Raw genomic sequence first — 23,042 nt, forward strand, 5'->3', positions numbered from 1 at the left:
AATTATTTCTTTATTTAATTTAATTTTAAGAGTATTTTTGCATAAAAAAAATATAACTATGAATCAAAAAGTTCTCTTCTTTTCTACAAGAAGTGGGTTAAAATTATCAGAAAATATAGCTTCTTATTATGGAACTTTTCTTGGTAAAGTGCGATTTTTAGAATTTAGTGATGGAGAATATACTCCTTGTTTTGAACAATCTGTTCGTGGGGCTCAAGTTTTTTTAATTGGTTCGACTTTTCCTCCAGTAGACAATTTGATGGAATTACTATTAATGTGCGATGCCGCTCGTAGAGCTTCCGCTCATAATATAACACTTGTTATACCATATTTTGGATGGGCTAGACAAGATCATAAAGATAAACCTAGAACTCCTATTGCTGCTAAACTTGTAGCAAATTTAATGGTTGCTTCAGGAGCGACTAGAGTTATGACCATGGATTTGCATGCAGATCAAATTCAGGGTTTTTTCGATATCCCTGTAGATCATTTATATGCATCTAGAATATTCATTGATTATATTAAAAAATTAAACATAGATCAATTAACTATCGCTTCTCCAGATATGGGAGGAGCTAAAAGAGCTAGAAGTTATGCTGGGTATTTAGGAACAGATGTAGTTATTTGTTACAAAGAAAGAAAAAAAGCAAATGAAATTGAATTTATGAATCTTATAGGGAATGTTAAAGAAAAAAATATTATACTTATAGATGATATGGTCGATACCGCAGGTACTCTAACAGAAGCTGCTAACTTAATAAAAAAACAAGGAGCTAAAAGTGTACGCTCTATTGCTACTCATCCAGTTTTATCAGGAAACTCATATGAAAAAATAAATCAATCAGAACTTGAAGAATTGGTGGTTACAGATACTATTCCTATAAATAAAATAAAATCTAATGATAAAATCAAAGTTTTATCTTGCGCTCCACTTTTTGCTGAAGTCATGCAATCAGTACATAACGATGAATCCATAAGTAATAAATTCGTAATATGAAACATATAAATATATACGGTCAAAAAAGAGATGTTGGAAAGAAAGCGACTCATTCTATTCGACTTTCTGGAAAAATACCATGTATTTTGTATGGAAAAAATATAAATATTCCATTTTTTACTTCATTAGAAAGTATAAAAAAAATAGTGTATACAAAGGAGGTATATGAAATAATTATTCAAATAGATAATCAAAATATAAATGCAGTTCAAAAAGAAATACAATTTGATCCTGTTAGTGACAAAATATTACATGCAGATTTTTTTCAAATTGATAAATCAAAACCGATTGTCTTAGAAATTCCTGTAAGATCTTTTGGAAGACCTATTGGAGTTTCTAAAGGAGGAGAATATTATTCTCCAATTAGAAAACTAAAAGTCAAAGCTTTTTTATATAATATTCCAGAATATATAAAATTAAATATTGATTCTTTAGACATAGGAGATAGAATAACAGTTGAAGATCTATATAACGATCAGTATGTTATATTGCACCCTCCTCACACACTTATAGCAAGAGTGAAAAATTCCCGTATAAATATTAAAAGCTCTCAAGAAGAAAATCCAGAAGATAAAAAAGAAAAAGAAGATAAAAAAGAAAAAGAAGATAAAAAAGAAAAAGAAGATAAAAAAGAAAAAGAAGATAAAAAGAAGATAAAAAGAAGATAAAAAGAAGATAAAAAGTGAAAAATAAATAATGTCTTTTATAAAAGATCTTTATTTTATGAAAATAGCTTTAAAAGAAGCTTTTATTGCTTTTCATAAAAATGAAGTTCCTATAGGAGCCGCAATAACGTATGAAGATGTAGTTATAGCAAAAGCCCATAATTTAACTGAAACTTTCAGTAACATCACCGCACATGCAGAAATGTTGGTCATAGACTTAGCTTCTAATTATTTGAAAAATAAATATATAAAAAAATGCACATTATATGTCACTTTAGAACCATGTATTATGTGTGCAGGAGCTTTATTTTGGTCTCAAATAGGAAGAGTGGTTTGTGGAGCATCCAGTAATTCTAGAAGAGGTTTTTTGTATTCTGGGATTAAATTACATCCAAAAACTAAATTTGTATCTGGAATTATGAAAAATCAATGTAAAGATCTGATCCAAAAATTCTTTTTTTTTAAAAGAATTCATAAGCATTAAATTAGTGCTTTTTTCTTTATTCTAATTTTCAAAAGAATCGGTAAAGTTGTAGTAAATACGATTAATAAAATAATCCATTCGAGATGATTTTTTAATTCAGGAAAACTTTTATCCAAATAATGTCCAGCCAACATAATAGAAAAAGTCCAAGAAAGCGCTCCAATAATATTATATACCATAAATTTTTTGAAATCAATTCGGATTGCACCTGCTATAATAGGAGCAAAAGAACGAAACATTGGAAGAAAACGACTCATGATTAATGCAGTTGTTTTGTATTTATTATAAAACAATTTTGCCAGAATAAGATGTTTTTTCTTAAAAAAAAATGAATCCTTTTTTTTATATAACAATTTACCGGATCTATATCCTAACCAATATCCTTGCATGTTCCCAAGAGTAGCTACACCAGCTACAATTAAAATAATAACAAAGAAAGGCACATTATAAAAATTTTTGCATAAATCTTCTCCAAAAATTCCAGCAGTAAACAACAAAGAATCTCCGGGCAAGAAAAATCCAATAAAAAATCCTGTTTCTGCAAAAACTATTGCCAATAGAACAAACAAAGCTGTATTTCCAAAATATAAAAATATCCATCTAGGATTGAATAAATGCTGAAAAAAATCCCAAAAATCAGACATTTTACAAATATAAGAAACAATATTCAATATTTCCATTTTTTAGAAAAACTAAATAATATTTATTTTCATACTCAAAAAATATGTTTTTCATGGAGTGTTTATTCAAATTTATCAATATTTTAGGATGGATTCCTAATATATTTTTTTTAATAGTAGGTTTTATTTTTATGATTTTTTGGTTATGCAAAATATTTTATTTTATTGATTAATAAAAAATTAGTTAATTTTGCTGAGTGAAGCTAAATGCACGCAAATGAAAAATAGTGATATAGGGATGGGCATATATTTTCGTGAAAAAGCTTATGAAATACTAGAAAATTATCTCCTTAACCAAATAGATTCCATAAAAAATACATTCATTTTGTTGGATGACAGAAGTTATAAACATTGTCTTCCTATTCTTTTATCTCGTATAGATCTTTTAAAAGAATCTAATTTGATTCAGATCAAATCAGGAGAAGAAGAAAAAAATATTCATACATGTATTAAAATATGTAAAAATCTGGAAAAATTTAAAGGAAATAGGAAAAGTTTAATCCTAAATTTAGGAGGAGGCGTTATAACAGATGTAGGTGGATTTGTAGCTTCTATATTTAAAAGGGGAATTCGTTTTATAAATATTCCTACTACTTTATTAGGAATGGTTGATGCTGCTGTGGGCTACAAAACAGGTGTTAATTTAGATTCTATTAAAAATGAAATAGGATCTTTTTATATTCCAGAATTTTTAATTATTGATACTCATTTTTTGAAAACTCTTCCTAAGAAAGAAATTATTTCTGGAATGGCTGAAATGTTTAAACATGGTTTAATAGCGGATAGAGGCTTTTGGATAAAAATGAATCAAATAAAAGATATAAATAATATAAATCAATGGGATCATTTAATTCATCAGTCTATATTAATAAAACAGAAAATTGTGCACCAAGATCCTAAAGAAAAAGGATTAAGAAAAATTCTTAATTTTGGACATACCATTGGACATGCTTTAGAAAGTTATTTTCTGAATACAGAAAAAATATTACATGGGATGGCTGTTATTATGGGAATGATCTGTGAATCTTGGATTTCATCCAAAATTAATGGATTATCTATTTATGATTATGAAAGCATAAAATCAACATTTTATGAATTATATCCAGTGAAAAAAAAATTTTTTGATTTATCTGATTTAGAAATCGAAAAAATATTGATGATTATGGAATATGATAAAAAAAATGAGAATAATAAAATTCAATTTTCTTTATTAAAAGAAATAGGAAAATGTTCCTATAATTGTAAAGTCCCACATTCCTTGATAAAAGAATGTTTTTTTAACTAAACATTTTTTCTTAATTTATTAATATTCTTTATATTAAATTGAAATAGTAAATCTCATAATGTTTATAAAAAATGAGTAAAGGAGAAAAATTGGTTCCCATTAATATAGAAGATGAAATGAAATCATCTTATATAGATTATTCTATGTCTGTTATTGTGTCTAGAGCTCTTCCTGATGCAAGAGATGGATTAAAACCTGTACATAGAAGAGTCCTTTATGGGATGTATAGATTAGGAATTTTATCTAATAGTTCCTATAAGAAATCGGCTCGTATTGTTGGAGAAGTTTTAGGAAAATATCATCCACATGGAGATATTTCTGTTTATGATACGATGGTTCGTTTGGCTCAAAAATGGACTCTTCGTTATCCATTAATAGATGGACAAGGAAATTTTGGTTCATTAGACGCAGATCCTCCTGCAGCTATGCGTTATACAGAAGTCAGAATGAAACAAATATCTGAAGAAATGTTATTGGACATCAAAAAGGAAACAGTAGATATGCAATTGAATTTTGATGACTCTTTGGAGGAGCCAACAGTTTTACCTACACGGATTCCTAATCTTTTGATCAATGGATCTTCTGGTATTGCAGTTGGAATGGCTACTAATATTCCTCCACATAATTTAAAAGAGACTATAAATGCTATATGTGCTTATATAGACAACAACAATAATTTATCTGTAGAACAGATTATGAAACACATTAAAGCTCCAGATTTTCCAACAGGCGGAATCATTTATGGATATGATGGTGTGAAAAATGCTTTTCACACCGGAAGAGGGCGTATTGTTTTGCGTGCAAAAGTTCATTTAGAAGAAATTCAGGGAAGACAATGTATTGTGGTAGATGAAATTCCTTATCAAGTGAATAAAGCAGATATGATAACTAAGACTGTTGGATTAATGAAAGAAGGAAAAATGGAAGGAATTTATCAAATTCGTGATGAATCGGATAGAAATGGATTGCGTGTTGTTTATATTCTTAAGCAGAATACAAACCCTCACATTTTATTGAACAAATTATTTCAATATACTTCTCTACAAACTTACTTCAATGTCAATAGTATAGCTTTAGTTAATGGAAAACCTATTCAATTAAATATAAAGGATCTTATTCAACATTTTGTGGATCATCGACATGATGTTATCATTCGTCGTACTAAATACGAATTAGAAAAGTGTAAAAATCGTGTTCACATATTGATAGGGTTTTTTAAAATTTTAGACCATTTAGATCTTATGATCCAACTGATTAAAAAATCTAGGAATCATAATGATGCTTGTTCCACTCTGATTAAAAAATTTAAAATATCAGAAGATCAATCTAAATCTGTTTTAGATATGCGTTTACAAAGTCTTACCTCTTTAGAACTAGAAAAACTGAAAAAAGAATATGACGAACTTGTAAAAAAAATAGAGTTTTTCCAAAATATTTTAGTCCAACATTCTATAAGAACAAAAATTATCAAAGAAGAACTTTTGGATATCAAAAAAAAATATCAAGATTCACGAAGAACACAGATTGATTATTCAGGAAATAAAGTACATATAGAAGATTTAATTGAAAATGAACAAGTGGTTCTTACTATTTCTCATGCTGGTTATATCAAGAGAACTTCTTTATCAGAATACAAACGTCAAGGAAGAGGGGGGGTAGGAAATAGAGGAGCCACAGCCAGAGAATCTGACTTTTTTAAACATTTACTTATAGCAACGAATCATCAGTATATGCTTTTTTTTACAGAAAAAGGAAAATGTTTTTGGTTAAGAGTATATGAAATCCCAGAAGGATCAAAAATATCTAAAGGAAGAGCAATTCAAAATATTATTCATCTTCAACAAGATGATAAAGTTAACGCCTATATATTAACGGGAGATCTTACCAATAAAGAATACGTTAAAGATTATTACGTTATGATGGTTACTCAAAAAGGGATTATTAAAAAAACATCTTTAGAAAATTATTCTCGACCTCGAAAAGATGGAATTAATGCCATCATAATTCGTAAAGAAGATTCTTTATTAGAAGCTATTTTAACCAAAGGTGATAGTCATGTTTTTATTGCTGTAAAAAGTGGAAGAATTATTCGTTTTTCAGAAAATAAAGTCCGATCAACTGGAAGAACTTCTTCTGGAGTAATAGGGATTAATTTTACAGTTAAAAATGATATAGTGATTGGAATGATATGTGTAGATGAAAAAGAAAAAACACATTTGTTGGTTGTTTCTGAAAAAGGATTTGGAAAAAGGTCCCATCTAAAAGATTATCGTATAACTAATCGTGGAGGAAAAGGAATAAAAACAATAAATATTACTCAAAAAACAGGAGATTTAATTGCAATCAAACATGTTACAGATCAAGATGATCTGATGATCATTAAGAAATCAGGAATTATTATACGTATACCTGTGTCTGACATAAGAGTTATGGGAAGAACGACTCAAGGTGTTAGACTAATTAACTTGAAAGAGAACGATGCTATAGCTGATGTAGCAAAAGTTTATAAACCTATTATGGGGTTTCATTAAAATCACGCAAAATGTTAACACATTCTGATATCAAAAAATCTTTTATCAAATTTTTTTTCCATTCTTGTTGTTCTTTCATTTCTGATACTTTTTCATTAGAAAGAATTTTATAAGAAGGAGGAAAGTATCGTAATCCATATATATTCAAATAATTTTTTAATTTTTGAAAATTTTCGTTTCTTTTTTTTATTTTTTTATTCTCAGAATAGAATTTTTTCCAGTTTAAAGAAAATTGTTTCTTTTTTGAAAATTTTTTTTCTAATGATTGTATAGTTTTATAAATAGTCATTAAATTTTTATTTTTATTCAAACGTTTAATGCTTTTAAGCTTAACATTTTCTAATATTTTATTTTGATCCCAAGAATGAAAAGAAACAGGGTCTACATTATCCCATTTCATAGAATTTGGTTGATTTTTTTCCATAAGGTTTAAATACATATTACTTATATTATTCGGGAGAACTATATCTGAATTAACTCCTTTTAATTGAGTAGAACTTCCATTGACACGGTAAAATTTGCTAATGGTAAATTTTAAAGCTCCAAATTCTTTATTGGAAAATAAAAATTGATTTAATGGATAAATAGTTTGAACTGTTCCTTTTCCATATGTTTGATAACTTCCAACAATAATCCCTCTCTTATAATCAGCTATAGCTGCTGCAAGAATTTCAGAAGCAGACGCTGATAGTTCATTCACAAGAACGACAAGTGGTCCTGTCCATAGGATGTTTTCACGATTATTTATTAATATCTTTTTTTTCTTATTAGATTGACCTATTTGTACAATGGGAACTTTTCCCAAAAAAAATCCAGCTGTTTCTATTACAGTCTCTAAAGAACCTCCTCCATTATTTCTGATGTCTATAATGAGTCCTTTTATATTTTCTTTTTTTAATTTTTGAATAATTTCTTTCATATCTTTAGCTGCATTTCTCCCATTTTTGTTTTCAGGATTAAAATAAAATTCAGGCAAAAAAATCAACCCATATTTATTTTCATTTTTATCCAATATTATAGCACTTTTTGCAAAAATTTCTTTCTTTTCTATGACATCTCTGGTTAATATTACTTCTTCTATAGAACCATTCTTCTTTTGAAGAGTTAATTTGACTTTGCTTCCTTTTTTTCCTCTAATTAAACGAATGGAATTTTCCAATAACATTCCTACAATATTTTGGAATTCTGAATTAAGATCTTTTGCTACTCGTATAATTTTATCTCCTACTTCTATTTTTTTACTTTTCCATGCAGGTCCACCAAAAATAAGTTTTACAACAGTGGGTGTTCCTTTATCATCTTGCAAATTGACCCCTATTCCTTCTGTTTGTCCAGATATGTTTAAATCAAAAATTTCTTTTTCTTTAGGAGAAAAATAACTAGTATGAGGATCATATTGGGAAGTTATAGTATTTACATACATAGAAAACCAGTCAAATTTTTTTTTTCTTTTTAATTTTCTAAAATATTCTATAATATATTCTTTTACTTTTTTTCTAGATATTTTTTCTTTATTAAGAAATACATTTTTCCAAATTTTTTTTTTGGAAACATTTAAATTTTTTTGATTGACAGAAGTAATGATTTCTAGTAAAGTCAAATATTTTAAATATTTTCTCCATTTTTCAATTCTTTCTTGAAAATTTATTGGATAATAAATATCATTTTCTCCAATAAAATACATTTCTTCTTTATTAAAATCAAAAGGGTTTTTTAAGATTTGAAAACATATAGATTCCGATTCTTTTATTCTTTGATAAAAACATTTGATAACAATATTGAAAAACGTAGGATCTCCATGAATCCAAAAATCATCTATTTTGTTTTTATAAAAAGACAAATCTTTTATATCTTTTTGCATAAAAAAACGTTTTTGATTGTCTAATTTTTCAAAATATTTATTGTACACTTTTTGTGAAAAATTATTATTAATAGGAATGGGATTTGGATGCAAAAAGTGAAGTGTTTTATATATTGTCTTGAGTATTAAATGATTTTTTTCTTGTTCTCCACTAGGAGAACAAAAACTCAATAAAAAAATGAAAATAAAACCAATTATTATGTACTTAAGTTGTTTGATCTTATAAATCACAATTATGTTTTTTTTAATAAATAGTAATAAAATTATTATATAAATAGATTCTTTTTGTAAAAAAATGAATAAAAAACCAATTATTTTAGTCACAAATGATGATGGGATTATAGCACCAGGGATTAGAGCACTTATTCATTCTATGAATCTTTTAGGGGACGTGTATGTTGTTGCTCCAAATAAACCTCAATCTGGAGTAGGCCATGCTATAACTATGGATTCCGTGCTATATTGTGATTTTGTAAAAATCGATAATGGGAGTCAAAAAGAATGGGAATGTTCAGGAACACCGGTAGATTGTGTCAAATTGGCTATTAATAAAATTCTCCCGAGAAAGCCTGATATTTGTGTATCAGGAATTAATCATGGATCAAATTCTTCTATAAATATCATGTATTCTGGGACTGTTTCCGCTGTTATTGAAGCTAGTATAGAAGGAATTCCATCTATAGGATTTTCTCTTTTGGATTTTGATTGGAATGCTAATTTTGAACCATCAAAAAAATATGTTTATAAAATTGTTAAAAAAATACTTTATAATCCTATTCAAGGAAAAAAAATCAGTCTGAATGTTAATATTCCAAAATTGGAAAAAGAACAAATCAAAGGAATTAAAATATGTAGACAGGCAGTATCTAAATGGAAAGAAAGTTTTGATAAACGGGACAATCCAAAAGGAAGAAGTTATTATTGGTTAGTAGGGGATTTTGTTAATCTTGATGAAAAATTGGATACAGATGAATGGGCATTAAAAAACGGATATATCTCTATTGTTCCTATTCAATTTGATTTAACAAATTATTCTATATTAAATATTTTAAAATCCTGGAATTTTTTATTATTTATTTTCTTTTTGATCCATTTTATGATTTTGAATATGAACATTAAAATATATAGCCAGTGTCATCTTTTTTAGAAGAATCTTTAAACCCAAAAAAAATTCAAGATTTTGTTGGACAAAATGATATATTGGAAAATTTAAAGATTTTTATTCTAGCCGCTAAAAAAAGAAAAGATGCCTTGGATCATATTTTGTTTCATGGTCCTCCAGGATTAGGAAAAACAACACTTGCTCATATTGTAGCTAATGAATTATGTGTGGATATCACTGTGACTTCAGGATCTGTTTTAGATAAACCAGGAGATTTAGCAGGATTACTGATTCATTTAAAATTAAATGATGTTATTTTTATTGATGAAATCCATAGACTTTCTCCAATAGTTGAAGAATATTTGTATTCGGCTATGGAAAATTACAAAATAGATATTATTATAGATTCTGGATCTAACGCTAGATCAGTACAAATAGATTTATCTCCTTTTACTTTAATAGGGGCAACTACCAGATCTGGATTGCTTACGGCCCCAATGCGATCTAGATTTGGTATCAATTTTCGTCTTGGTTATTACGAAAAAGAATTATTAAAAAATATTGTAAATCGAAGTGCAAAATTACTAAATATTCCAATTACGGAAGACGCATCTTATGAAATAGCTAATAGAAGTCGTGGGACTCCACGTATAGCTAACGCTTTACTTCGTAGAATTCGTGATTTTGCACAGATAAAAGGAAATGGGACTATTGATATTAACATATGTAATTTAGGATTAAAAGCTCTTAATGTCGATCAAAATGGATTGGACGAAATGGATAACAGAATACTTTTATCTATTATAGATCATTTTAAAGGGGGACCAGTAGGAATAAATACTATAGCAACAGCTGTTAGCGAAAATTCAGATACGATAGAAGAAGTTTATGAACCTTTTCTTATCAAAGAAGGATACTTAGTTAGAACTCCTAGAGGAAGAAAAGCTACAAAATTGGCGTATAAACATCTAAAACAAAATATAAAAAAAAAATGAAATATTTTTATTATCTATTTATAAAAATTAACTTTGTTGAAAATTATCAAAATGTATAAATGTTATGCCTTCAAATGTTATTGTTGGTCTCCAATGGGGTGACGAGGGAAAAGGAAAAATAACAGATTTACTTTCTAAAAATTCAGATTATGTAATCCGTTATCAGGGAGGTAATAATTCAGGTCATTCTATTCATGTTAAGAATCATTATTTTATTCTTCACTTAATTCCTTCTGGAGTTATTTATTCTAATGTAAAATGTATAGTTGGACCTGGAGTGGTTGTTGATCCTAAATCTTTTATTAAAGAAATACAGGATTTAGAATCAATGAATATTGATACATCTAAAGTCTTTTTAGCAAAGAGAGCTCACGTAACCATGCCTTATCATCGTTTGATAGATCAATATAAAGAAGAGGTTTTATCTGATCAGTCTATTGGGACTACTCATCGTGGAATAGGACCGACTTATGAAGATAAAACAGGACGTATGGGAATACGTGTATTAGATTTTTTAAACTTTAAGGATTTTTACCAAAAACTAAAATATAATATCAATTTCAAAAATGAGATTATTACAAAAGTTTATAAAAAAGAACCTCTTATTTTTGAATATATTTATGAAGAATATATAGAATACGCAAAAATTCTTTCTAATCGAATAATAGATGCTGTTCATGAAATTCATGATGCTTTTCATAATGAAAAAAAAATTTTGTTTGAAGGAGCTCAAGCTATGTTATTGGATATTAACTATGGAACATATCCATATGTTACTACCTCTTCTCCTTCTACAGGAGGTGTATGCATAGGAACTGGAATTCCTCCTAATTTTTTAGAAAATTTCATAGGAGTAGCAAAAGCATATTGTACACGTGTAGGATTTGGACCTTTTCCGACAGAAATTAAGAGCGAAATAGGAGATGTAATACGTCAAAAAGGAAATGAACATGGAGCGACAACAAAACGTCCAAGAAGATGTGGATGGTTGGATTTGATAGCTCTTAAGTATTCTTGTATGATTAATGGAATTAATCAGTTGATTATAACTAAATTAGACATATTAAGTGAATTAGAAATTATTAAAGTCTGTATAGAATATGAATATAATGGAAAAAGGATCAAACACTTTCCAGCAAATATAGAAAAAAATATGAAAGGTGTTTATATTGATTTTCCTGGTTGGAAAAAGAACATATCTCACATTCGTGAATATGAAGAATTACCGGAAAATTGTAAGAAATATATTAAATTTATTGAGAATTATCTAAAATTAGAAGTGCTATTGATTTCTGTAGGTTCTGAAAGGAATCAGAACATTATTAAAAATAAATATTCGTTTTTTAAAATTTTTTCTTAAAAAATATTTTTTTTGTGAAAGAATATAAAAATCCTTTAGTTGAACGATATAGTAGCAAAGAAATGTTATATAATTTTTCTCCAAAAAAAAAATTTACTACTTGGAGAAAATTATGGTTGTATTTAGCAGAAATACAAAAAGAAATAGGATTAAATATCAGTGATGAACAAATTCATGATTTGAAAAATCATTTGTGTGATATTGATTGGGATCGGGTTTCTTTTTATGAAAAAAAATTTCGTCATGATGTTATGGCACATTTGTACGCTTTTGGAGAAAAGGCTATTAAAGCGAAACCTATTATTCATTTAGGGGCTACAAGTGCGTTTTTAGGAGATAATACAGATATTATTTTGATTCGTGATGGATTGGATATTTTACTTAAAAAATTGATTAATGTCATTTTTAGAATTAGAAATTTTGCTTTAGAATACCATAATGTTCCTACTTTAGCTTTCACACATTATCAACCGGCTCAGTTAACTACTGTAGGAAAACGTTCTGCTTTGTGGATACAGAGTTTACTTCTAGATTTAGAAGAATTAGAATTTAGGTTAAAAAATATTCATTTCAGAGGAGTTAAAGGAACTGTTGGTTCGGCTGACAGCTTCAAAGAATTATTTCATGGAGATTTACAAAAAGTAAAATTTTTAGAAAAAAAATTATCCAATAAATTTGGATTCCAAAAAGTGTTTCCGATTACAGGACAAACTTACGACAGAAAAGTGGATGCTCAAGTTTTAAACTTATTATCCAATATTTCTCAATCTTCTCATAAGTTTAGTAATGATTTACGTTTGCTACAAAATTTAAAAGAAATGGAAGAGCCTTTTGACAAAGATCAAATAGGATCAAGCGCTATGGCTTATAAACGTAATCCTATACGAAGTGAACGAATGGCTTCTTTAGCAAAATATGTTATTTCTTTATCCAATAGTTCAGCTATGGTTGCAGCCACTCAATGGTTAGAACGGACTTTAGATGATTCTGCCAACAGAAGACTAGTAATTGGACAATCATTTTTAGCTACAGATGCTATTTTGATGATTTGGAATAACATATTAGAAAATATTGCTGTATATCCTAAGATCATTGAAAAACATATTAAAGAGGAACTCCCATTTTTAATTACTGAATATATCATTGTAGAATGTGTAAAAAATGGAGCAGATAGACAAGAAATTCATGAGAGAATACGAATTCATTCTATGGAAACAAATTCGAAAATGAAATTAGAAGGAAAAGAAAATGATTTCGTTCAACGTATTTTGCATGATAAAAAAATACCAATTCATAAAGAAAAAATGAATCAGATACTCAATCCCAAAAATTTTATAGGATTTTCTTCGGATCAAACTTTGGAATTTATTGATAAAGAAGTGAATCCAATATTGAATCGATTTCATTATTTAATTGATTCTGATATATCTAATATGGATAGACAAGTTTAATTTTAATACAGTTTAATTTTAATACATATACATGTATTTGTAAAATAATGAATTTTAGAATTTATATACAAAAAAAAATTCCTTTTGATATTGATTCTAGAAAATTATATCAGGAATTGAAAAATATGGATATTTCATTATCTAAAGTGGTTGTTTATTATATATATGACATATATCACATAAGTAAAGAACTTTTCTTAGAAAGTTTATCAAAAATTTTTGTAGATCCTGTAACAGATATTTTACATGAAAAAATGAATTTTGATAATCCATATTATATAGAAAAATTTACGGAAAAGTATAATAATCGCGCAAATGCAGCTATGCAATGCATAAAAATTTTAGATCCTAAATCAAATACTGTTTTTGTCAAGACTGGACAATTGATTGAGTTAATTGGAATAAATAAAGATCAGGATTTTCATAAAATTAAAAAATATTATATCAATTCAAATTTGAATTTTGATAAAAAAAATAGAAAAAAAAATGATATTCAAATTGTGAATAATTTCATTGATTTTTCTATTGAAGAAATAAAAAAATTTCATCAAACTTGTAATTTATCCATAGATATAAATGATTTATTGTTCATACAGAATTATTTTATTAAAGAAAAAAGAAATCCAAAAAAAGAAGAATTTAGTATATTGGATGTTTATTGGTCAGATCATTGTAGACACAAAACATTTTATACCAGCCTAGTCGATATATCTTTTGGGGGGGCATTCAAAAATACATATAAAAGTATTTTTAGAAAATATTTAAAGGATAGAAATTCAACGGGAAGATCAAAAAATTCTATCAATTTAATGGACTTATCTAATCTTCCTTCTATAATTTTTTATAAAAAGGGAAAATTGAAAAATTTTGTTTTATCTCATGAACATAATGCGTGTATCATTATGATAGATGTAGACATCATCGGTAGTAAAAAAAAAGAGAAATGGTATTTATTATTTAAAAATGAAACACACAATCATCCTACTGAAATTGATCCTTTTGGTGGTGCTTCTACTTGTATAGGAGGGGCTATTCGAGATCCATTATCTGGAAGAGCTTTTGTTTATCAAGGACTAAGGTTAAGTGGAGCCGCTGATCCTACAAATTCGAAAACTATTAATGGAAAGTTGCCTCAATATAAAATCTGTTTAGAATCAGCTCATGGTTATAGTTCTTATGGAAACCAAGTAGGATTAGCAACAACTCATGTTCATGAAATTTATCATGAAGGATATAGAGCTAAAAGAATGGAGATTGGAATGGTTATTGGAGCGGTTCCTGTTGATTTTATCAAACAAAAAAAACCAAAAAAAGGAGATGTTATTTTATTAGTAGGAGCGTTAACAGGAAAGGAAGGAATAGGAGGAGCTACGGATTCTTCTAAGGAATATGATAATGATACAAATTTCAAAAATAACATACAACGGGGACAAAAAGGAAATCCAATAATAGAAAGAAAAATTCAAAGATTTTTTCGAAAAAAAGAAGTCGTATCTATGATCAAAAAATGTAATGATTTTGGAGCGGGAGGGGCTGCAGTTGCTATAGGAGAATTAAGCGATAGTTTGGTTCTTTATTTAGATAAAATTCCCACAAATGAGGATATGGGAGCCATTGAAATCGCTCTTTCGGAATCCCAAGAACGTATGGCTGTGGTATTAGATCCAAAAGATGTTAAAAAATTTATTTATTTGGCTCGTGAAGAAAATATAATGTCTACGTTTATCGCTAAAGTAACTGATAATAAAAGAATTATATTTTATTATAAAGGAAAAGAAATTTTTAATGTAAAAAGTTCTTTTATGAATACAAGAGGGGAGCATAAAGAGCAATCTGTTTATGTAAGTTCTCCTACTTCCATCTCTCCTTTTAAAAAATCAAAAAAATTTTTATTTAGTAAAAAAACATTTTTAGATACTCTTTCTAAATTAAATATAGCTTCTCAAAAAAATTTGGTAGAACTTTTTGACAGCACTGTAGGTGCTACTACAGTTTTAATGCCTTTTGGAGGAAAATACCAAATGACTCCTTCCGAAGGAAGTGTGCAAAAAATTCCTGTTTTGAAAGGAACTACAAATACAGTTAGTTTAGCTTCTTGGGGATTTCATCCTGAAATTTCTTCTTGGAGTCCTCTTCATGGAGGGGCTTATGCAATTGTAGAATGTATTTCTAAAATTGTTTCTATGGGAGGAGATTTCCAAAATACCTATTTTAGTTTTCAAGAATATTATCAAAAATTAGGAAGTGATCCGAAAAATTGGGGGAAACCATTCTCTGCTTTATTGGGGGCCTATCATGCTCAGATGTCCTTCGGATTAGCTTCTATTGGAGGAAAAGATTCCATGTCAGGAACATATAAAAATATCCATGTCCCTCCGACATTTATTGCTTTTGGTGTAGCTACTGGTTTGTGTTTAAATATTATTTCTCCTGAATTTAAAAAAATAGGAAACAAAATTTATTTATATAATCATCATTCATTAAAAAATGAAATGCCAGATTTCGATTCTATCAAAAAAGCCTATAATGAGGTTTATGAGGGAATTCGTTCAGGAAAAATAGTTTCAGTAAAAACAGTAAAAGATGGAGGAATTTCTGTTGCTATTGCCCAAATGGCATTTGGTAATCGTTTAGGAGTAGTTATAAATTGTCAAGAACATTTACTTGAAATGAGCATAGGTTCCTTAATTATAGAATCTTCATCTCCCATTTCAGATAATTTTGTTCCAATAGGAGAAATAGTTTCTTCTAAATCATTAAATTTTAACGGAATATCTATTGATATAAACGAATCTATAAAAAATTGGATAAAAACCTTTACTCCTATTTTTTCTTTTAGTGAAGTTAAAAAAAATGTTAAAAAAGTAGAAAGGACAACTAAACAAGAAAAAAAATGTAATCCTATAGTGTGGAAATGTAAATTTAAAAAAAAAGGGAAACCACGTGTATTTATTCCCATATTTCCTGGAACAAATAGTGAATTTGAATCTATTCGTGCATTTGAAAAAGAGGGATCTATAGTAAATACTTCTGTATTTAAAAACTTGAATGAACAAGATATTATCGAATCTATATTTCAGATAAAAAAGAATATAGAATCTGTACAAATATTTATGCTTTGCGGTGGATTTAGTGCTGGAGATGAACCGGATGGTGCTGCTAAATTTATTGTATCTATATTACATAATCCATACATTAAAGATGCCATAAAACGTTTTCTTGATAAAGATGGATTGATATTAGGTATTTGTAACGGATTTCAAGGATTGATAAAATCTGGATTATTACCTTATGGTAAAATTTGTTTGAGAGATTATAAATCTCCTACACTGACTTATAATAAAATAGAAAAACATATATCACAGTGTGTTCATATAAAAGTGATCTCTGATCAATCTCCATGGTTAAGTGGAATGAAAAATAGAATATATACTCTTCCCATATCTCATAGTGAAGGTCGATTTTATGCAAGCAAAGAAATAACAAATATTTTATTTGAAAAAAATCAAATTGCCACACAGTATGTAGATTTGGAAGGAAATCCTAGTTTGGAAAGATTATATAATCCCAATGGATCTGTTTTCGCTGTAGAAGGATTATTAAGTGAAGATGGGAGAATTTATGGAAGAATGACTCATCCCGAGCGTTATGATCATGGATTATTAAAAAATATACCAAATGTTCATGAACATTCGATCTTTAAAAATGCAATACAATATTTTTTATAAAAAATTAAATCATATAATATTATATGAAAGTGGCTATATTTATTGGAAGTGTTTCCGATAAACCAACTATGAAAGCAGCAGCAGAAATACTTAAAAAATTTAATGTAAATTATACATCTTATGTTATTTCTGCACATAGACTGCCTGACATTTTATCAAATACCATAAAAAAAATAGAATCTGAAAGAACAGATTTAATTATTGCAGGAGCTGGTTTATCTGCTCATCTACCTGGAATTATATCTTCAAAGACTATATTACCCGTTATAGGAGTCCCTATTTATCATTGCAATAATGGACTATTAGGGGGAATAGATGCTCTTTTTTCTATGGTACAAATGCCAAAAGATGTCCCTGTTGCTACAGTAGGAATAAATAATTCTTATAATGCCGCTCTATTGGCTATTCATATTTTGGCTATAAAAAATAAAGATCTCAAAAAATCATTGCTAGAATTCCGAATGAAAATAAGAAAAAAATTGGAAAATGAAATAGAGCAATATTTATGATTATGAGTTTCATTATTAAAAAAAATCTTTCATTAGAAGGAAAAACAAAAAAAATATATACCATCAATAATCCACGTGAAGTAGTAATTCATTATAAAGATAGTATAACTGCTTTGGATGGATTGAAGAATCAATTATTGCAAGACAAAGGAATTTTAAATAATGAAATAAGTACATTAATATTTAAATTTATAAATCTTTGTGGAATTAAAACTCATTTTATACGAAAAATTAATAATAGGGAACAATTATGCCATAAGGTAAATATAATTCCTTTAGAATTTGTTGTTCGAAATATTGTAGCGGGAAGCATGTCTAAACGTTTAAATATTCAAGAAGGAATTCGTTTGTCGAATCCTATTTTCGAGATATTTTATAAAAACGATAAATTAAAAGATCCATTTATTAATGATCATCACGCAGTCTTTTTGGGTGTTACTTCTTATGAAGAACTCAATTCTATTTATCGTATTATATCAAATGTAAATAATATTCTTAAAAAATATTTTTTAGATAAAAATATTATCTTGGTAGATTTTAAAGTAGAATTTGGTAAAAATCATAAGAATGAAATTTTACTTTCTGATGAAATTAGTCCTGATACCTGTCGTTTTTGGGACAGAAAAACAATGAAAAAATTAGATAAAGATCCATTTAGAATTGGATTAAATGAAAATGAAGAGGTACTTGACATTTATATGGAAATATTAAAAAGGTTAAATGTAAGATAATCCATTAAAATAATGGAGCAAAGATATTCTTTTTCCAAAAAGATGATCTCTCAATTATTCCCTTCAATTCTGAAAAATTGTTATATTGATAAATTTCATGATGAATGTGGTGTTTTTGGGGTTTATTCTCCTCATAAAGTAGACACCTTTTCTTTAATTCAATTTGGTTTATTTGCATTGCAACATAGAGGACAAGAAGCTTGTGGTTTTTCTGTTTTGCGAGATGGATTTATTATATCTCATAAAAATGAAGGTCTAGTTTTAGATTTTTTTAGAAACATTTCAAATTCTAAATGTTATCACGGAAATGCAGTTATTGGGCATACACGTTATTCTACAGAAGGAGGGCAAAGTAAAAAAAATATTCAACCTTTTTTTGGAGAGGATTCCGATGGAAGGAGTATTATATCCATAGTCCACAATGGAAATTTAGTCAATGCTCAATACATCCGTAAAAAACTGGAATTTGAAGGAATCCATTTTATATCTGAACACTCTGATTCTGAAGTAATATTACGTCTCATTCAAAAATATTTATTGGAATCTAATAATGATTTAGAAAAATCTATTCAAAAAACAACTCTAGATATTATAGGAGCTTATTCTGTCATAGTACTTATGGATAATAAAATAGCAGCTTTTCGAGATCCAAACGGAATACGTCCCTTGTGTTATGGAATGCTGAATGAAGAAACTTATATTTTTAGTTCTGAAACTTGTGGAATAGATTCTGTAGGAGGATTTTATGTAAGAGATTTATTTCCAGGAGAAATTGTTATTGTAGATCAAAAATCAATTCGATTTTCGATGTTAAAAGAAAAAAAATATACAAAAAAAAGAATATGTTCTTTCGAGTATATTTATTTTTCTCGTCCTGATTCTTTAATTGAAAATATAAATGTGTATGAAATCCGTGAAAAAAGTGGAGAAAAACTTTATGAACAACACCCAGTAGAAGCAGATGTAGTTATTGGAGTTCCAGATTCCGGTGTTCCAGCTGCTATTGGTTACTCTAAAGCTTCTGGAATTCCTTTCAAACCTATTTTAGTGAAAAATAAATATATTGGGAGGTCTTTTATTCTACCTAAACAGGAAATGCGTGAAAAAATGGTGAACTTAAAATTAAATCCTATATTGGATGAAATAAAAGAAAAACGTATTGTTATCATTGATGATTCTATAGTTCGTGGAACTACTAGTCGTAGATTAGTTTATATATTAAGAAAAGCAGGAGCAAAAGAAATTCATTTTAGAAGTGCTTCTCCTCCTATCATAGCTCCATGCTATTTAGGAGTAGATACTCCGAGTAAAAAAGATCTCATTTCATACAATCATACTGATCAAAAAAGCATAGCAAAAATTCTAAATGTAGATAGTTTAGAATTCTTAAGCATGGCTAATCTGATAGATATTCTTGGAAGCATTCATTATTGTTTTGGTTGTTTTACGGGAAACTATCCGGTTAAAAAAAAATGAATATAATAAATTATGAAAGAAAGCAATATCACCATTTTCAAAATTAATAAAATTTTAAAAAAAACTTATAACAATAGAGTAATAAGTACATTAGACCATTTCTCTGGATTTTATAAGATATATGAATGTGGATATAAGGAACCTATTTTAGTTTCTGGAGTTGATGGAGTTGGAACCAAATTGCGTTTAGCCATTGATTACAAAAAATATTCTTTAATTGGAGAAGATTGCTTTGCAATGTGCGCAAATGACGTTTTATGTCATGGTGCAAAACCTTTATTTTTTTTAGACTATTTAGCTTGTGGAAAACTCGATTCTTCTATTGTAGAAAAAATTATACAAGGAATAGCCATTTCTTGTAAAAAAACTAATACTTGTCTTATTGGAGGAGAAACTGCAGAAATGCCTGGAATTTATCAAGAAAATGATTATGATATTGCTGGATTTTGTGTAGGGGTTGTTGAGAAAGAAAATCTTATAGATGGTAAAAAATTGATTCAGGATGGAGATATTTTAATAGGACTCCCTTCATCAGGAGTGCATAGCAATGGTTTTTCTTTAATTAGAAATATTTTTTCTCAAGAAGATTTTTTGAAATCTTTTCAAGAAAAACCATTTTATGAAACCCTTTTAATTCCAACTAGAATTTATCATTTTACTATTCATATTTTATTAAAAGAATTTATGATTCACGGATTAGCTCATATTACTGGAGGAGGAATATCAGATAATTTATCTAGAATACTTCCAGAAAATTTATCAGCTATAATCGAAAAAGAAAAAATTCCTATTCAACCTGTTTTCAATTATATTCGAAAAAAAGGAAATTTATCTGATCAAGAAATGTGGAATACTTTTAATATGGGAGTAGGAATGATTATAATAGCTTCTTTTAAGGAAGAATATTCTATTTTAGACAGACTCCGTTTTTTAGGAGAAAATCCTTTTGTTTTTGGCAGTATAGTGAAAGGAAATAAAATAGTATTTTTAAAATAAATACATTTTTCATATATCATGAAAAAAATAACTATTTTAGTTTCTGGAAGAGGAACCAATATGCAGCATATTTTACAAGCAATTAAAAACGGAATACTTTTTAATTTCAGAGTTAATTTAGTAATTTCTGATAGATTTTGTAGTGCAATTCAGTATGCGTTAAAAAAAAATATAAAAACCATATCTTTAGAAAAAACTAAGAAAAAATTTATTTCTAAAGAAATAAACAATATACTTATAAAAGATATTCCGTATATTATAGTTCTTTCTGGATTTCTTTCTATACTTGATGCAGAGTTTTGTGATAAATGGATTGGAAAAGTGATCAATATTCATCCTTCTCTTTTACCAAAATATGGAGGAAAAGGAATGTACGGAATGAAAGTGCATCGAGCAGTTATTAAAAATAAGGAAAAAATATCAGGTGCCACAGTTCATTATGTAACGAAAGACGTGGATAAAGGAGGGATTATTTTGAAAAAATCATGTAAAATTTATTCAAAGGAAACTCCAATGTCTTTATCAAAAAAAGTTTCTCTCATAGAAAGAGAAATATTAATTCAGTCTATCAAAAATCTTTGAAAAATAAGATATTTTATTTATAATTCACTATGCTTACTTATACTCAAAACTAAAATTAGTAGTATGTATTATGAAAAGAGCTTTGATTAGTGTTTATGAAAAAAATGAAAAACTATTTCAATTTTCTAGTTTTTTAGATCAAAAAGGATATCAAATAATTTCTACTGGTGGGACCTACCAATATTTAATAAGAAAAGGGTTGTCTAATGTGATAGAAATATCGAATGTTACTTTTTTTCCTGAAATTTTAGATGGGAGAGTAAAAACTCTTCATCCTAATATATATGGAGGAATTCTAGCAAATCGTTCGATTGAAAAACATATCGAATCCATTCGATTTCACAAAATTCATCTTATTGATATTGTGTTGGTTAATTTTTATCCATTCTTTGAAGAAATACGTAAAAGATCTCATTTCAATTCTTTGATTGAACTTATTGATATAGGAGGGCCGTCTATGCTTCGTGCAGCTGCTAAAAATTTTTTACATGTCACTGCCATAACAGATGATAATGATTATGAATTAGTAAAAAATGAAATAGAACAGAATGGATCCACTTCATTAAAATTGAGAAAAAAATTGGCTGGAAAAGTATTTAATTTTACTTCTGCTTATGATTCTGCTATTTCTCAATATCTTTTGATGGATGAAAAAGATGAAAAGTTTCCTATTTATTTACATTCTTCTTACGAAAAAAAAATGAATCTCCGTTATGGAGAAAATCCTCATCAAAAAGCAGCTTATTACATTAATACGATTCAGCATGGATCCATGCGAAATTTTCATCAATTGCATGGAAAAAAATTGTCATTTAATAACTTACGAGATATGGATATAGCTTGGAAAGTTGTTTCTCAATTTTCAGAACCTGCTTGTTGTACAGTTAAACATTCCACTCCTTGTGGAGTAGCATTAGGAAAGAACATTATTGAAGCGTTTCAAAAAACTTATTATGCTGATACTATTTCGTCTTTTGGAGGAATAATGGCCGTTAATGTTCCAATTACAAAGGAATTGGCAAAAGAGATTAATCATATTTTTCTAGAAGTTGTGCTTTCACCCAGTTACGAAACAAACGTTTTAAATATTTTAAAAATAAAAAAAAATCTTAGAATTATTAGTATTAATGAAGCAATTTCGGATAAACTAGAATATGTTCAAATAGATGGAGGGATCTTAGTGCAAGAAACAGATTATTTTTTTCCTAATGAGTATAATTATAAAATAGTTACTAAAAAAAAATTTACTGATCAAGAACTAAAATCTTTATTTTTTGCTCAAAAAGTAGTGAAATATGTGAAATCCAACGCTATTGTTATAACTAAGGGAACACAAACTTTAGGAATTTCTGGAGGACAAACCAACAGAATTTGGGCAGCTAATCAAGCTATAGAGAGGGCTTTAGAAAAAAGTAAAGAAGGTTTAGTTCTTGTCTCTGATGCTTTTTTCCCTTTTCGTGATGTTGTAGATGAAGCGGCTCGTTCGGGTGGAATACGTGCTATTCTTCAACCAGGAGGATCTATGCGAGACGAAGAATCTGTAAAAGCTTGTGACGATTATGGAATAGCTATGGCTTTTACTGGAAAAAGACATTTTAAACATTAAAAA

18 protein-coding genes are annotated in these 23,042 nt (G+C 27.9%); 16 read left to right on the plus strand and 2 right to left on the minus strand.

Translation table 11 applies throughout. The features are described 5' to 3' along the window. The first annotated feature begins 58 nt into the window (after positions 1–58). Genes H0H47_RS00725 through H0H47_RS00735 form a run of 3 tightly spaced genes read left to right on the plus strand, consistent with a single transcriptional unit; the run spans position 59 to position 2,146 of the window. Positions 59–997, plus strand: a complete 939-nt coding sequence (locus tag H0H47_RS00725) for a ribose-phosphate diphosphokinase (protein ID WP_185866136.1) — start codon at positions 59–61, stop codon at positions 995–997. Beyond that, the gene (locus tag H0H47_RS00730; RefSeq protein ID WP_185866137.1) at positions 994–1,665 is read left to right on the plus strand and encodes a 50S ribosomal protein L25; all 672 of its coding nucleotides are present in this window, start codon (positions 994–996) and stop codon (positions 1,663–1,665) included. Before H0H47_RS00725 ends, H0H47_RS00730 begins: the two co-directional genes overlap by 4 nt. A 55-nt stretch (positions 1,666–1,720) precedes the next feature. Beyond that, positions 1,721–2,146, plus strand: a complete 426-nt coding sequence (locus H0H47_RS00735; protein ID WP_185866290.1) for a nucleoside deaminase — start codon at positions 1,721–1,723, stop codon at positions 2,144–2,146. On the opposite strand, the gene H0H47_RS00740 is transcribed toward H0H47_RS00735, so the two are convergent. Next, positions 2,143–2,790 (minus strand): DedA family protein, encoded by a 648-nt coding sequence (locus H0H47_RS00740; protein ID WP_185866291.1) that lies wholly within the window; start codon positions 2,788–2,790, stop codon positions 2,143–2,145. The two genes, H0H47_RS00735 and H0H47_RS00740, sit on opposite strands and share 4 nt — an antisense overlap. 253 nt (positions 2,791–3,043) lie before the next feature. Here H0H47_RS00740 and aroB point away from each other — a divergent pair, with 253 nt between their 5' ends. Beyond that, entirely contained in the window at positions 3,044–4,111 is a 1,068-nt protein-coding gene (aroB, locus tag H0H47_RS00745) for a 3-dehydroquinate synthase (protein ID WP_185866138.1), read from the plus strand. A gap of 71 nt (positions 4,112–4,182) precedes the next feature. Continuing rightward, the gene (gene gyrA, locus H0H47_RS00750; RefSeq protein ID WP_185866139.1) at positions 4,183–6,642 is read left to right on the plus strand and encodes a DNA gyrase subunit A; all 2,460 of its coding nucleotides are present in this window, start codon (positions 4,183–4,185) and stop codon (positions 6,640–6,642) included. Here the strand turns inward: gyrA and H0H47_RS00755 are convergent. Beyond that, on the minus strand, positions 6,626–8,737 hold the full coding sequence (locus H0H47_RS00755; RefSeq protein WP_185866292.1) for a carboxy terminal-processing peptidase: 2,112 nt from the start codon (positions 8,735–8,737) through the stop codon (positions 6,626–6,628). The genes gyrA and H0H47_RS00755 overlap by 17 nt on opposite strands. A 61-nt stretch (positions 8,738–8,798) precedes the next feature. Here H0H47_RS00755 and surE point away from each other — a divergent pair, with 61 nt between their 5' ends. From surE to purH, 11 genes are all read left to right on the plus strand, one after another. Beyond that, entirely contained in the window at positions 8,799–9,650 is an 852-nt protein-coding gene (gene surE, locus H0H47_RS00760; protein ID WP_185866140.1) for a 5'/3'-nucleotidase SurE, read from the plus strand. Beyond that, entirely contained in the window at positions 9,635–10,600 is a 966-nt protein-coding gene (gene ruvB, locus H0H47_RS00765) for a Holliday junction branch migration DNA helicase RuvB (protein WP_185866141.1), read from the plus strand. The genes surE and ruvB overlap by 16 nt, the downstream gene beginning before the upstream one ends. A 64-nt stretch (positions 10,601–10,664) precedes the next feature. Continuing rightward, entirely contained in the window at positions 10,665–11,960 is a 1,296-nt protein-coding gene (locus H0H47_RS00770; protein WP_185866142.1) for an adenylosuccinate synthase, read from the plus strand. Positions 11,961–11,974: 14 nt separating this feature from the next. Beyond that, positions 11,975–13,411, plus strand: a complete 1,437-nt coding sequence (gene purB, locus H0H47_RS00775; RefSeq protein WP_185866143.1) for an adenylosuccinate lyase — start codon at positions 11,975–11,977, stop codon at positions 13,409–13,411. 47 nt (positions 13,412–13,458) lie between these two features. Then, positions 13,459–17,139 carry a phosphoribosylformylglycinamidine synthase gene (locus tag H0H47_RS00780; protein ID WP_185866144.1) on the plus strand — a complete coding sequence of 1,227 codons (3,681 nt, stop codon included), beginning with the start codon at positions 13,459–13,461 and terminating at the stop codon, positions 17,137–17,139. 23 nt (positions 17,140–17,162) lie between these two features. After that, positions 17,163–17,648 carry a 5-(carboxyamino)imidazole ribonucleotide mutase gene (gene purE / locus H0H47_RS00785; protein WP_185866145.1) on the plus strand — a complete coding sequence of 162 codons (486 nt, stop codon included), beginning with the start codon at positions 17,163–17,165 and terminating at the stop codon, positions 17,646–17,648. Between the two features lie 2 nt (positions 17,649–17,650). Then, positions 17,651–18,379, plus strand: a complete 729-nt coding sequence (gene purC, locus H0H47_RS00790) for a phosphoribosylaminoimidazolesuccinocarboxamide synthase (protein WP_185866146.1) — start codon at positions 17,651–17,653, stop codon at positions 18,377–18,379. 42 nt (positions 18,380–18,421) lie between these two features. Then, complete coding sequence (gene purF / locus H0H47_RS00795; protein WP_185866293.1) at positions 18,422–19,855, plus strand: amidophosphoribosyltransferase; 1,434 nt, start codon at positions 18,422–18,424, stop codon at positions 19,853–19,855. Positions 19,856–19,867: 12 nt separating this feature from the next. Beyond that, the gene (gene purM, locus H0H47_RS00800; protein WP_185866147.1) at positions 19,868–20,851 is read left to right on the plus strand and encodes a phosphoribosylformylglycinamidine cyclo-ligase; all 984 of its coding nucleotides are present in this window, start codon (positions 19,868–19,870) and stop codon (positions 20,849–20,851) included. 18 nt (positions 20,852–20,869) lie between these two features. Further along, positions 20,870–21,433: a formyltransferase family protein gene (locus tag H0H47_RS00805; protein ID WP_185866148.1), complete on the plus strand. Its 564-nt coding sequence runs from the start codon at positions 20,870–20,872 to the stop codon at positions 21,431–21,433. A 70-nt stretch (positions 21,434–21,503) separates the two neighbouring features. Further along, complete coding sequence (gene purH, locus H0H47_RS00810) at positions 21,504–23,039, plus strand: bifunctional phosphoribosylaminoimidazolecarboxamide formyltransferase/IMP cyclohydrolase (protein ID WP_185866149.1); 1,536 nt, start codon at positions 21,504–21,506, stop codon at positions 23,037–23,039. The last annotated feature ends 3 nt before the right edge of the window (positions 23,040–23,042 follow it).

The sequence above is a fragment of the Blattabacterium cuenoti genome (assembly GCF_014252075.1).
Lineage (GTDB): Bacteria > Bacteroidota > Bacteroidia > Flavobacteriales > Blattabacteriaceae > Blattabacterium > Blattabacterium cuenoti_AC.

Coding starts and splice junctions, on each gene's coding strand:
- H0H47_RS00725 (WP_185866136.1), top strand. CDS start 59: ATGAATCAAAAAGTTCTCTTCTTTTCTACAAGAAGTGGGTTAAAATTA.
- H0H47_RS00730 (WP_185866137.1), top strand. CDS start 994: ATGAAACATATAAATATATACGGTCAAAAAAGAGATGTTGGAAAGAAA.
- H0H47_RS00735 (WP_185866290.1), top strand. CDS start 1,721: ATGAAAATAGCTTTAAAAGAAGCTTTTATTGCTTTTCATAAAAATGAA.
- H0H47_RS00740 (WP_185866291.1), bottom strand. CDS start 2,790: ATGTCTGATTTTTGGGATTTTTTTCAGCATTTATTCAATCCTAGATGG.
- aroB (WP_185866138.1), top strand. CDS start 3,044: ATGAAAAATAGTGATATAGGGATGGGCATATATTTTCGTGAAAAAGCT.
- gyrA (WP_185866139.1), top strand. CDS start 4,183: ATGAGTAAAGGAGAAAAATTGGTTCCCATTAATATAGAAGATGAAATG.
- surE (WP_185866140.1), top strand. CDS start 8,799: ATGAATAAAAAACCAATTATTTTAGTCACAAATGATGATGGGATTATA.
- H0H47_RS00770 (WP_185866142.1), top strand. CDS start 10,665: ATGCCTTCAAATGTTATTGTTGGTCTCCAATGGGGTGACGAGGGAAAA.
- H0H47_RS00780 (WP_185866144.1), top strand. CDS start 13,459: ATGAATTTTAGAATTTATATACAAAAAAAAATTCCTTTTGATATTGAT.
- purE (WP_185866145.1), top strand. CDS start 17,163: ATGAAAGTGGCTATATTTATTGGAAGTGTTTCCGATAAACCAACTATG.
- purC (WP_185866146.1), top strand. CDS start 17,651: ATGAGTTTCATTATTAAAAAAAATCTTTCATTAGAAGGAAAAACAAAA.
- purF (WP_185866293.1), top strand. CDS start 18,422: ATGATCTCTCAATTATTCCCTTCAATTCTGAAAAATTGTTATATTGAT.
- purM (WP_185866147.1), top strand. CDS start 19,868: ATGAAAGAAAGCAATATCACCATTTTCAAAATTAATAAAATTTTAAAA.
- H0H47_RS00805 (WP_185866148.1), top strand. CDS start 20,870: ATGAAAAAAATAACTATTTTAGTTTCTGGAAGAGGAACCAATATGCAG.
- purH (WP_185866149.1), top strand. CDS start 21,504: ATGAAAAGAGCTTTGATTAGTGTTTATGAAAAAAATGAAAAACTATTT.